15 protein-coding genes are annotated in these 12,078 nt (G+C 41.0%); 11 read left to right on the top strand and 4 right to left on the bottom strand.

All coding sequences use genetic code 11. The features are described 5' to 3' along the window. The first annotated feature begins 3 nt into the window (after positions 1-3). The 6 genes from G8782_RS05190 to G8782_RS05165 all read left to right on the top strand — a co-directional run bounded on the left by G8782_RS05190 (position 4) and on the right by G8782_RS05165 (position 6,230). Complete coding sequence (locus G8782_RS05190) at positions 4-981, top strand: alpha-ketoacid dehydrogenase subunit beta (protein ID WP_172369822.1); 978 nt, start codon at positions 4-6, stop codon at positions 979-981. 43 nt (positions 982-1,024) lie between these two features. Further along, entirely contained in the window at positions 1,025-2,362 is a 1,338-nt protein-coding gene (locus G8782_RS05185; RefSeq protein ID WP_172369821.1) for a 2-oxo acid dehydrogenase subunit E2, read from the top strand. A 3-nt stretch (positions 2,363-2,365) separates the two neighbouring features. Further along, positions 2,366-3,769 (top strand): dihydrolipoyl dehydrogenase, encoded by a 1,404-nt coding sequence (lpdA, locus tag G8782_RS05180; protein WP_172369820.1) that lies wholly within the window; start codon positions 2,366-2,368, stop codon positions 3,767-3,769. 295 nt (positions 3,770-4,064) lie between these two features. Continuing rightward, a complete protein-coding gene (locus G8782_RS05175) occupies positions 4,065-4,907 on the top strand; it encodes a polysaccharide deacetylase family protein (protein ID WP_172369819.1) in 843 nt (280 codons plus the stop codon). A 63-nt stretch (positions 4,908-4,970) separates the two neighbouring features. Continuing rightward, entirely contained in the window at positions 4,971-5,936 is a 966-nt protein-coding gene (locus G8782_RS05170) for an NAD(P)H-dependent flavin oxidoreductase (RefSeq protein WP_172369818.1), read from the top strand. Between the two features lie 15 nt (positions 5,937-5,951). Further along, positions 5,952-6,230: a UPF0223 family protein gene (locus tag G8782_RS05165; protein WP_172369817.1), complete on the top strand. Its 279-nt coding sequence runs from the start codon at positions 5,952-5,954 to the stop codon at positions 6,228-6,230. Positions 6,231-6,263: 33 nt separating this feature from the next. Here the strand turns inward: G8782_RS05165 and G8782_RS05160 are convergent, their stop codons facing one another. Continuing rightward, a complete protein-coding gene (locus tag G8782_RS05160; RefSeq protein ID WP_172369816.1) occupies positions 6,264-6,893 on the bottom strand; it encodes a YktB family protein in 630 nt (209 codons plus the stop codon). Positions 6,894-7,048: 155 nt separating this feature from the next. Between G8782_RS05160 and G8782_RS05155 the strand changes: the two genes are divergently transcribed. Both G8782_RS05155 and G8782_RS05150 read left to right on the top strand, forming a co-directional pair. Then, positions 7,049-7,249 carry a hypothetical protein gene (locus G8782_RS05155; protein WP_172369815.1) on the top strand — a complete coding sequence of 67 codons (201 nt, stop codon included), beginning with the start codon at positions 7,049-7,051 and terminating at the stop codon, positions 7,247-7,249. A 120-nt stretch (positions 7,250-7,369) separates the two neighbouring features. Further along, a complete protein-coding gene (locus tag G8782_RS05150; RefSeq protein WP_172369814.1) occupies positions 7,370-8,164 on the top strand; it encodes an inositol monophosphatase family protein in 795 nt (264 codons plus the stop codon). A 66-nt stretch (positions 8,165-8,230) separates the two neighbouring features. Here G8782_RS05150 and G8782_RS05145 read toward each other — a convergent pair whose 3' ends face one another. After that, on the bottom strand, positions 8,231-8,416 hold the full coding sequence (locus G8782_RS05145; protein ID WP_172369813.1) for a YlaF family protein: 186 nt from the start codon (positions 8,414-8,416) through the stop codon (positions 8,231-8,233). A 98-nt stretch (positions 8,417-8,514) separates the two neighbouring features. Between G8782_RS05145 and typA the strand changes: the two genes are divergently transcribed. Beyond that, on the top strand, positions 8,515-10,356 hold the full coding sequence (typA, locus tag G8782_RS05140; protein ID WP_172369812.1) for a translational GTPase TypA: 1,842 nt from the start codon (positions 8,515-8,517) through the stop codon (positions 10,354-10,356). Positions 10,357-10,383: 27 nt separating this feature from the next. Then, a complete protein-coding gene (locus G8782_RS05135) occupies positions 10,384-10,749 on the top strand; it encodes a YlaH-like family protein (RefSeq protein WP_246231547.1) in 366 nt (121 codons plus the stop codon). 152 nt (positions 10,750-10,901) lie between these two features. Here G8782_RS05135 and G8782_RS05130 read toward each other — a convergent pair whose 3' ends face one another. Further along, on the bottom strand, positions 10,902-11,105 hold the full coding sequence (locus tag G8782_RS05130) for a YlaI family protein (RefSeq protein WP_172369811.1): 204 nt from the start codon (positions 11,103-11,105) through the stop codon (positions 10,902-10,904). An 11-nt stretch (positions 11,106-11,116) separates the two neighbouring features. Continuing rightward, the gene (locus G8782_RS05125) at positions 11,117-11,617 is read right to left on the bottom strand and encodes a peptidyl-prolyl cis-trans isomerase (RefSeq protein ID WP_172369810.1); all 501 of its coding nucleotides are present in this window, start codon (positions 11,615-11,617) and stop codon (positions 11,117-11,119) included. A 175-nt stretch (positions 11,618-11,792) separates the two neighbouring features. Here G8782_RS05125 and G8782_RS05120 point away from each other — a divergent pair, with 175 nt between their 5' ends. Further along, on the top strand, positions 11,793-12,074 hold the full coding sequence (locus G8782_RS05120; RefSeq protein ID WP_172369809.1) for an Fpa/YlaN family protein: 282 nt from the start codon (positions 11,793-11,795) through the stop codon (positions 12,072-12,074). The last annotated feature ends 4 nt before the right edge of the window (positions 12,075-12,078 follow it).

The following is a 12,078-nucleotide window of genomic DNA, read 5'->3' as shown; positions in this document are numbered from 1 at the left end:
CCGATGGCACAAATGACGATGATTCAAGCAATTAATGATGCTATGAAAACAGAGCTGAAAAATGATGAAAACGTCCTCGTCTTCGGTGAAGACGTTGGAAATAACGGCGGAGTATTCCGTGCAACTGAAGGATTACAAAAAGAGTTCGGTGAAGAGCGCGTGTTTGACACGCCGTTGGGAGAATCCGGAATTGGCGGACTTGCAATCGGTCTTTCACTGACAGGATTCCGTCCAGTAATGGAAATCCAATTCTTCGGTTTCGTTTATGAAGTAATGGATTCTATTAGCGGGCAACTCGCTCGTATGCAGTTCCGCAGCGGCGGAAAATACAACGGTCCAGTTACAATTCGTTCGCCATTTGGCGGAGGCGTTGCAACTCCTGAGATGCATGCAGATAGCTTAGAAGGTCTAATGGCGGCACAACCAGGTTTGACTGTTGTTATCCCATCTACGCCATATGATGCGAAAGGACTTCTCATTTCCGCTATTCGTGATGAAAATCCTGTTGTGTACTTGGAGCATATGAAACTTTATCGTTCATTCAGACAGGAAGTTCCGGAAGAAGAGTATACAATTCCACTCGGAAAAGCGGATGTGAAACGTGAAGGTACAGATCTTTCAATTTTTGCATACGGAGCGATGGTTCACGAAAGCTTAAAAGCTGCGGAAGAGCTAGAAAAAGAAGGACATTCAGTTGAAGTAGTGGATTTAAGAACTGTCCAACCGCTTGATATTGAAGCGATTATTGCTTCTGTTGAAAAAACAAATCGTGCAATTGTTGTTCAAGAAGCACAAAAACAAGCTGGAATCGCGGCGAATGTTGTGGCAGAAATTACAGAACGCGCAATTCTAAGCCTTGAAGCGCCAGTTCTGCGCGTAACAGCACCAGACACGATTTACCCATTTGCACAAGGTGAAAACGCTTGGTTGCCAAATGCTAAAGATATAATGGAAACAGCTAAGAAAGTTTTAACGTTCTAAGGTGTACTTAGTAGTTATTAAAAGAAAAGGAAGGGTGAACTAAGTGGCATATGTATTCCGTTTACCAGATATCGGAGAAGGAATTCACGAAGGTGAGATTTTAAAGTGGTTTGTTGCTGAAGGTGAAAAAGTTGAAGAAGATGACGTGCTTTTTGAAGTTCAAAATGACAAGGCAGTCGTGGAAATCCCATCTCCGGTCGCAGGTACTGTAGAAAAGATATTAGTTTCCGAGGGAACAGTAGCAGTTGTAGGAGATGCATTAATTCAAATTGATGCACCAGGTTACGAACATCTTCATGAAGATGTTCAGGAAGATGCACAGGTAGAGACTGAAGCTCAGGTTCAAGCTACTTTCGAAGATGGCCAACCGGTTGAAAAAGAAGCGGCGCCGAAAGATGATGCACCGACAGAAGTTAAGGCAGAAACAAATGTTCAAGAAACAGAAGTCGACTTGGACAGAAGAATTATTGCAATGCCATCAGTCCGTAAATTTGCACGTGAGTACGATGTTGATATTCGTCAAGTTGCAGGATCAGGAAAAAATGGCCGTATTTTGAAAGGCGATGTTGAAGCATTTGTTAACGGTGAACAGACATCTGCATCTGCGCCAGTTGCGGAAGAGAAAGCCGGACAAACTGCAGCAACTGCTGCTGACAATCAAGTTTCACTTGAAGGGGATTTCCCAGAAACGCGAGAAAAAATGTCGAGCATGAGAAAAATAATTGCGAAAGCTATGGTTAACTCGAAACATACAGCTCCGCATGTTACATTATTAGACGAGGTAGATGTTTCTGCACTTGTTGCACATCGCAAAAAGTTCAAAGATATCGCCCTTGAAAAAGATATTCGACTAACTTATTTGCCATATGTTGTTAAAGCGCTTGTGAGCACGTTAAGAGAATACCCTGAGTTCAATACATCGTATGATGAGGAGACTGAGGAAGTTATTCAGAAGCATTATTATAATATCGGAATCGCGGCAGATACAGAGCGCGGACTTGTTGTGCCGGTTATTAAGCATGCAGACCGTAAATCAGTATTCGCAATTTCTGATGAAATTAATAATCTAGCTGTAAAAGCTCGCGACGGAAAATTAACAATGGCAGAAATGAGTGGCGCTTCTTGCTCTATTTCGAATATCGGTTCTGCAGGTGGTCAGTGGTTTACGCCAATCATAAATCATCCTGAAGTGGCGATTCTCGGTATTGGTCGCATCGCTGAAAAGCCGGTCGTAAAAGATGGAGAAATTGTTGCAGTTCCTATGCTTGCGCTATCTCTTGTTTTTGACCACAGAATGATGGACGGTGCTACTGCGCAACATGCATTGAACCACCTTAAGCGATTACTTGCAGACCCAGAACTATTATTAATGGAGGGGTAAGAGATGGTAGTAGGAGATTTTCCGATTGAAGTAGAAACACTCGTTGTTGGTTCAGGCCCGGGGGGATATGTTGCCGCAATTCGTGCATCGCAACTCGGTCAAAAAGTGACAATCGTTGAAAGAGAAAACTTAGGCGGCGTGTGCTTGAACGTTGGATGTATTCCATCAAAAGCGTTAATTTCTGTTGGACATCGTTATGTAAATGCGAAAAATTCCGAGCAAATGGGAATTTCTGCGGAAGTTAATCTTGATTTTTCAAAAGTTCAAGAGTTCAAAGACGGCGTTGTTAGTCGATTAACGGGCGGCGTTAGCGGACTAATGAAAGGCAATAAAATCGACGTAGTTCAAGGAGAAGCTTACTTTGTTGATGAGAACACTGTTCGAATCATTAGCGGCGAGTCAGCTCAAACTTATAAATTTAAAAATGCAATTGTTGCAACGGGTTCACGTCCTGTTGAAATCCCATCATTTAAATTTTCAGAGCGCGTACTCAGCTCAACGAGTGCACTAAGCCTCAAGGAATTGCCTAAGAAGCTAGTTGTTATCGGTGGAGGATATATCGGAACTGAACTTGGTTCTGCTTATGCTAACCTTGGATCTGAAGTAACAATTATTGAAGGCGCTGACGATATTTTAGCGGGCTTTGAAAAGCAAATGACACAAATGGTTAAAAAAGGTTTCAAGAAAAAAGGCGTAGAAATCGTAACAAAAGCTTCAGCTAAAGGTGTTGTCGAAACCGATTCTGGCGTAACAGTTACATACGAAGCAGGTGGCGAAGAGAAAACTATCGATGCTGACTATGTTCTTGTTACTGTAGGTCGTCGTCCGAATACAGACGAAATGGGACTTGAGTCAACTGGTATTAACATTGGCGAACGCGGGCTAATTGAAGTTGACAAACAATGCCGCACGAACGTTCCGTCTATTTATGCAATCGGTGACGTCGTGCCTGGACTTCAACTTGCGCATAAAGCTTCCTATGAAGCTAAAGTTGCTGCTGAAGCGATTTCAGGTTTAAAATCAGAAGTTGACTACCTAGCAATTCCAGCTGTTTGCTTTACGGATCCTGAACTTGCGACTGTTGGTTTAAGCGAACAACAGGCGAAAGACGAAGGTTATGAAGTAATGAGTGGGAAATTCCCATACGCGGCTAACGGGCGTGCGATAGCTCTAGATGCTACAGAAGGATTTGTGAAACTTGTTGCTCGTAAAGAGGACGGGCTGCTACTTGGCGCGCAAATTGCCGGAGAAAGTGCATCAGATATGATTTCTGAACTTGCTCTTGCGATTGAAGCGGGAATGACTATGGAAGATATCGCTATGACGATTCATGCTCATCCAACACTAGCTGAAATCACGATGGAAGCTGCTGAAGTATTATTAGGCAAGCCAATTCATATGATGTAATTTTTAAAACTTCGTCCACAAGGTGAAATACTCGCCTTGTGGATTTTTTTGTCTTTAGGCTTGCGAGGAGTGTGGTAATGGTCGTATTTAGTGGCTCTTTAGTCGCTTGGGAAGTGTCTTTGGTCACTTTTTCATGGTATTGGTCATTTCGCTAACATCAATAGTCGCTTTAGACTCGTTATTGGTCGGATAGTATAAAACTCCTTCATTATTATCTAGTAATGTTCGAGCACTTTTAGAGTTCATTTTGATAGAAAATTTGTGATACACTAGACGGAGTGAAAGGGGATTCAACATGAAAAAACAACTATTATACATAATTGCAACACTCGTACTCTTGTTATCTGCTTGTACTGAAGATGGTGAAAGAGAGACAACTTTCAAAGAAAAAGAAGACCCGGCTACGACTGAAAATGAAGCTGACGATGAAAACGCTGCTAATGATGAGGAATCTGAAGATGTTGAGACGGCAGATGAACCGAATGACACTGCGGAACCAGCGGAAAAACTTTATGAATTGGATGCGAACTGGTATCTCCAACCTATCGGAGAAGCAAACCCGAAAGCGGTCCTATTGACGATTGATGATGCGCCTGACAAATATGCGCTGGATATGGCAAAAACATTGAAAGAATTAGATGCCCCAGCAATCTTTTTCGTCAATGGACATTTCATCGATTCCGATGAAGATAAAGCTGTTTTAAAAGAAATCCATGATATGGGTTTTGCTATCGGGAACCACACAAACACACATGTGAATTTGCAGCAAGTTTCAGAAGCCGAACAAGAGGAAGAAATTATCTCTGTTAATGAAGCTATCGAAGAAGTTATTGGAGAGCGTCCGATATTTTTCCGTGCGCCATTTGGAAATAATACTGATTTCAGCGAAGAACTCGTTAAAAATGAGGGGATGCTTCTTATGAACTGGTCTTATGGTTACGATTGGGAGAAACAGTATATGGAGGCCGGACCGTTAGCGGATATTATGGTGAGTAATGAATTCCTGCGCGATGGAGCAAATCTATTGATGCATGATCGAGAGTGGACGGCAGATGCTTTAAAAGATATTGTGGAAGGTCTGCGCGCAAAAGGCTATGATTTCATTGATCCAGCAACAATTCAAGGCGTCGAACAGTAAAATGACGGTCAACAAAGTATTTTGTAGAACTTGCCAAAGTAAAACTAATAGGGGGAGTTAGGAATGCAATGGAAGACGAGAGTGACAGAATTACTTGATATTAAGTACCCAATCATTCAGGGCGGACTCGCTTATTTAGCGTATGCCGATTTATGCGCGGCTGTATCAAATGCTGGAGGACTTGGGCAGATTACAGCTATGAGCTTAGAATCGCCGGAAGCGCTGCGTGCAGAAATTAAGAGAGCGAAAACGATGACGGATAAGTCATTTGGTGTCAATTTTGCCATTGGGCAACATGGCCGGCCTTATTCGCATATGATTGAAGCCGCATTAGAAGAAGACGTGAAAGTTATGTCAGTCACAGGAGGAAATCCCACGCCGTTTTTTGAACAATTGAAAGGGACAGATGTGAAGAAATTAGTCCTCGTCGCAGCAAAACGCCAGGCAATGAAAGCGGAAGAATTGGGTGCAGATGCTGTCATGGTTGTTGGGCATGAAGGCGGCGGACATCTTGGACGAGATGATGTAGGGACAATGGTTCTAACACCTCAAGTTGTCGACGCTGTATCAATACCTGTCATTGCATCGGGGGGAATCGGAGATGGTCGTGGTTGGATGGCTGCACATGCACTTGGTGCCGAGGGTATTGAGATGGGAACACGTTTTATTGCAACGAAGGAATGTGTTCACGCATCACAGCCGTACTTGGATGCGCTTTTAAGTAGTAGTGAAACAGGCACGACCATCATTAAACGAACGCTAGGAACTCCGGCGCGAGCATTAACAGGACCTTGGACAGAGAAAATTATTGATTTGGAAGCGAAAAATGCTGATTATGAAATGCTGAGAGATTATATTAGCGGAAAAGCAAATCAGAAATTCATTCATGACGGTGATGCAGAAAATGGTTTCGGTTGGGCAGGCCAAGTTGCTGGTTTAATCAACGATGTGCCAACTGTGGAAGAGTTATTTGAACGCATGGTTAAAGAGGCGGAAGAAATTCGAAATGCCTGGAATTTTTTCGATTGAAAGGTGGAATTATGAATGGAGTATAGTTATCCGCTGAGAACTGATTGGTCAACTGAAGAAATTATTTCTGTTGTTGCTTTCTATGAAATTATAGAGCAAGCTTACGAAGATGGTGCTGAACGAGAAAAAATTATGAATGCCTATCGTGAATTTAAAAAAGTTGTCCCATCAAAAGCGGAAGAAAAGACTTTGTTTAAAGAGTTTGAAGAGGCAAGCGTTTACAGTAGTTATCATATTGTTAAAAGCGCGGAAAATGCAGCAAGTGGTGAAACGATAAAAGGAACGTTGAAATAATCAACGTTCCTTTTTTTATTCCTGTAGCGCCACTTACGCTTTGCCAATAATGATGTCGTAAACGGGAAGCAATTGGTCGACTGTTTCTTCCGCAAATGCAATAAACTCGTCGGTTGACATGTTAATCGCCTCTTCGCGCGAAAGATGTCTTCCAACAAGAAATTCTGCTTTTTTAACAGTTTGTAGTCTGGTAAGAAGTTTTTTAATCCCTTCTTTTCCGGTTTCAACAATATGTATGGCATCTGGTTTCATATGATCGCCCGAAACGATATACGAATCAGGCAGTGATGTAAGGACATTGATATTTTTTTCAAGTCGTTCCGCGATTCCTTTTTTATCTGGGTTTTCATATATGACTGCAATAATAATGAATAGATGAGTCTGCCATAAGCCGATTTGAAAATGGGGTAGCGCTTTATATCCTCGCTTTGAAGGTGCGATCGCAACCCAACTGTCGGTCGGCGGATTCACTGTTCTTCGCAGATGTTTTGCGACATGAGGAAAAAACTCATCGCTGCCGTGCGCTGATAACCGATCCGCAAATTGTCTGCCTAGTTTCTCGAATTTAGGTTGGACAAGTGTTTGCAAGGCAGTCATTCGTTGTTCTAATCCATCAATCGAAAACAAATCAAAATCATTTGATTCCCAAAAAAAGTTTTTCAAGCTTATTCCTCCTTTGCATAAAGCACGTTTATCGTAACAGAAATTTGGGAATAATGAAGGTAACGAGGCTCATGACTAGAATTATTCCTCTTGTCTGCATATTGTAGTTATAATAGACGGAATAAATAAACTCATTAAGAAAAGGGGTGTCCACGATGAAACAGGTCGTGCATGTTATTCGAAAAGCGGACGTTGAAAAAGAATATGTGAAAGTGCTTAATTTGGAACTGGATTATGAATTGGCGACATTATATGATGCCATGCAAACAGATGATGAAAAACAAGTTATGAAAAGTACCAACAGGTTGCATCAGATTCATCGAGAGCTGGAAACGTTAAATGGTTTCTCGCAATGATAATACAATTATCGACTTAGGCATCCGAAGGCATCGTTCCTATAGGGAATTGTGTTATCGGATGCCTATCTTTGTTATACTAAAAGAAATACTGTTTGTCATTGGAAGGGTTGAAGTTCATTGAATTGGGGATTTGTTGATCGTTATGCAAAATCATTGATTAAGGAAGCTGGTCATAAAATCCGGGTTTCTTTTTTTAATCAAATACATATTGATTCAAAAGCGGATGCGAATGATCTTGTAACGAATATTGATCGCGATATTGAACAATTCTTTATAAAACGCATTCAAACTGATTTTCCTGATCATAAAATTATCGGCGAGGAAGGTTTTGGCGATAAAGTCGAAACGATGGAAGGCGTGGTTTGGATACTCGATCCAATTGATGGGACAATGAATTTTATCCACCAGCAACGAAACTTCGCAATTTCGCTTGGTATTTATCTTGATGGTGTTGGCATGCTAGGGTATATCTATGATGTTGTTCGAGATGATTTTTATCATGCGAAAAAAGATGAAGGTGCGTATTACAACGACGAACGATTGCCTCAATTGGAAAAGGTTGCGGTAAATAATGCCGTTATCGGAGTAAATGCCAGATGGGTTGCCCCGAATAGGTATATTGATCATGAAAAAATGATTGGACTCGTGCTTGAGTGCAGAGGGACGCGGTCATATGGTTCTGCTGCTATTGAAATTGCTTATGTAGCTTCAGGCAGGCTTGATGCTTACATTTCGATGCGATTGTCACCGTGGGATATCGCGGGCGGCATGGTTATTGCTAATGAAGTTGGTGCAATTACAACAAATTTAAACGGCGAACCGTCGCATCTACTTGGACAAGATTCGTTTATTGTGGCACGGCCGCGATTGCATGGAGATATTTTAAAAAATTACATTCGCCTAATAAAATAAAAACTGTGAAAAAGGCCCTAAAATCGGTGCTTTTCAACAGTCTTTATAGTTAAGTAATTTTTGATTTTATAATAAACCTTGTTCACGCATTTTTTTCTTGGTTTTAAACCCGTAGCCCATTACTAATGTTAATGCGATCATAGCGGCGATGCCTCCGGGGATGCTTCTAAAACCAACCGCAACACCAATTGCGCACATTGATAAAACAGCGGCAATGGAATATAGTACAAAAATCCATTTAATATCTTTCATAGATAGCCCTCCATCAAATTAAAAAGATTTTATATTATTGACTCTTGTGCTATAATAACACAGTTACCCAGATGAAAAAAGATTAATGGAGTGAAATCATGACAATAGAACGTAATGACTTAAGAAACATAGCGATTATTGCCCACGTAGACCATGGTAAAACAACACTAGTTGATCAATTATTAAAGCAATCAGGAATTTTTAGAGCAAATGAACAAGTCGATGATCGTGCAATGGATTCTGATGACATTGAACGTGAACGCGGAATTACAATTCTTGCGAAAAATACGGCTATTGAATACAAAAACACGAAAATAAACATTCTTGATACGCCTGGTCACGCAGACTTCGGAGGAGAAGTTGAACGGATTCTTAAAATGGTGGACGGTGTTCTTCTTGTCGTTGATTCATTTGAAGGGTGTATGCCGCAAACTCGATTTGTTTTGAAAAAAGCACTTGAAGAAAATTTAAAACCAATCGTTGTTGTAAATAAAATTGACCGTGAATTTGCGCGTCCAGAAGAAGTAGTTGACGAAGTGCTTGAATTATTTATTGAGCTGGATGCAAATGACGAACAACTAGAATTCCCGGTTGTTTATGCTTCGGGATTCAATGGAACAGCAAGTCTTGATCCAGATCCGGCAGCTCAGGAAGACACGTTGCGGGTTTTATATGACTCGATTATTGAGAATATCCCTGCTCCTGTCGACAATCGCGATGAACCGCTACAATTCCAAGTTTCCTTGCTTGATTACAGCGATTATCTTGGTCGTATAGGAATCGGACGAGTATTCCGCGGAACTATTAAACTCGGTGACCAAGTTGCGGTTTTAAAACGCGATGGCGTCGTGAAAAATTTTAGAGTGACAAAACTTTCAGGTTTCCTTGGACTCCGCCGAGTGGATATTAATGAAGCATTTGCTGGTGATCTTATCGCGGTATCTGGCATGGAAGATATCGATGTCGGAGATACAGTTTGTCCAATCAATCACCAAGAAGCGCTCCCGGAACTTCATATTGATGAGCCGACTCTTCAAATGACTTTCCTTGTGAATAATAGTCCATTTGCCGGGAAAGAAGGTAAGTGGGTGACAGCAAGAAAAATTGAAGAACGTTTGGAGCAACAACTCCAAACCGATGTATCTTTACGTGTAGATCCGACAGATTCTCCGGATATCTGGATAGTTTCAGGTCGTGGTGAGCTTCATCTTTCGATATTAATCGAAAATATGAGACGTGAAGGATTCGAATTGCAAGTATCCAAACCTGAAGTTATCGTAAGGGAAATTGATGGCGTTCTTTCTGAACCTGTCGAACGTGTACAAATCGACGTACCAGAAGAATATACCGGTTCAGTGATTGAGTCGATTGGTGAGCGAAAAGGCGAAATGCTTGATATGATCAACAACGGTAATGGTCAAGTTAGACTTGTATTTTTAGTTCCAGCACGTGGATTAATTGGATATTCTACTGAATTCCTTACCTTAACACGAGGATACGGAATTATTAACCATACATTTGACTCCTATAAGCCGAAAGCCAAAGGTAAAGTTGGCGGCCGTAGAAATGGCGTTCTTGTATCGATGGAAACCGGTAAAGCAACACCATATAGCATCATGCAACTAGAAGACCGCGGTACAATGTTTGTTGAAGCCGGAACTGATATTTATGAAGGAATGATTGTTGGTGAAAACACTCGAGAAGGCGATTTAGCAATTAACTTAACTCGAGCCAAACAAGCTACTAACGTTCGTTCTGCGACAAAAGACCAAACGACTACTACGAAAAAACCGCGTCTGATGACGCTAGAAGAAGCACTTCAATATTTAGATGATGATGAGTACTGCGAAGTAACTCCAGAATCGATTCGTCTTCGTAAGAAAATTTTAAATAAGAGCGAACGGGATCGGGTTACGAAGAAGGCAAAATCTAAGGATTGATCGGTGGAAATGAAAGGAATGTATTAAATGAATGCTCAGGATACTGAATTTGTATTTGGCCGCATGTCAGGCATTTCACGTTTCATTTATGAGGCTCTTGGGACAACAGCGAGTAATGGTGAAGTTGATTATACGGTGGCAGGCTATGTACTGTTTGCCGTCGTATTCCTCATGTCGGCGCTCGTATATAAATTAGGCTTCGCAAAAAACTTGAAATTATTGCAGAGCTTTATTATCTATCTCTTTTTATTCTTAGGTTGTCTCGTATTAACTTTTCTCGCATTTTTCTTGCCAATTGTAGAAGGGCTAATTGTGGCGGCACTCATATTAATCATTTACCGTGTCCGACGAATGAATGAATATAAAGAAGACAAAAACGACTCCCTCGCATAATCCCGGGGAGTCGTTTTTATATTCTGCATCCAGCTCCAGCGCCTAGCCCCTCGGGTCACAAGCCATTTTGCTAGGGAAGGATTGGACTTCATCCTTCTCGCAAACTGTCTTGTGCCTGTCGGGGCTAATCAAGGCGCTTCCGCATTTGGTAATTAAAACTCTTTTTCGATTGTGTGCGAACTACGTCTGAAAATGAAATTACCGGTGGCTACTCGTGCCAAAGTCTTTTCACCAATTCGATCAGTGCAAACCGGGCACATATATGTGTGGATAGGACGGTTTCTTAACTTTTTTGCGAGTGGTGCTTCATCTGGAAGGTTTCCGACTTCGTCGCACATAACGCATTTGACACGCATAAAAATTCCTCCTATTCGATATTGACAGCAACTACACTTTGAATCGGGTTATCGATATTTGAGCCATCTTTTAATAGAACATGAACGGGACCGGTTTCACGAAGCGGTTTCCCATCAATACTGTATTGTAATAGTATATCATCAAGCTCCGTTAGGGGAAATGAATGGGATTCCCCGTCTTCTGTGATGAAAGAAATGCTCTTCGCATCTTCATTGGGCAATGAATTTTTCACGAAATGATGTAAATAAATACCGTAAGTTCCGGTAATTTCTTTCGATTCTTCAAATTCTTTCTCGACTTCCAATGTTGGCGGGAATACGGCTCCCTCCATAATTTCACGAGACCAATGTTTTCCCATTGCCTTCTTATATTCTTCCATTTCATCTTTTTCAATATAGTCATCAGTAAAAAATTTATCTAAGTCAATACGTCTATCATCGAAAATCCAAATACTTGGATCAAGTGTGATTGAATGTTTTACATTCCCTTTAATTTGAATTACGTTTTTCAATTTAGCATCCTCCTACATAGTAGCTTGATAATAGTATAGCTCTTTCAAGCTATAAGGAAAAGGTTTCTTGCGAAAACGATAATTTCGAGAGGAAAGACTTGCAATTTTCATGCGTGAAAGATACAATTTATTAATAATCGATTAGAAGAAATAATAGCTTAATGGGGGCGTCCTCATGGATATTGAATTACAAGAAACATATCAGGAAAAAGCGATTAAACAGCTACAGGCAGATGCTGATAAAATTGCTCAACTGATTAAAGTGCAGATGGATCATTTGACGATGCCACAGTGCCCATTATACGAAGAAGTGCTAGACACTCAAATGTTTGGACTAGCTCGAGAAATAGATTTTGCCGTAAAACTTGGCTTGATTGAACGGATAAAGGGAGATGAAATCCTTTCTTCGCTCGAAAAAGAAATGACTGTCCTGCATGATTTATATACGAGTAAATAAGTAA

It is taken from the genome of Sporosarcina jiandibaonis (assembly GCF_013184495.1).
GTDB classification, from domain to species: domain Bacteria; phylum Bacillota; class Bacilli; order Bacillales_A; family Planococcaceae; genus Sporosarcina; species Sporosarcina jiandibaonis.
The sequence above is the reverse complement of the archived record's forward strand: the minus strand, read 5'-3'. Positions and strand labels throughout refer to the sequence as shown.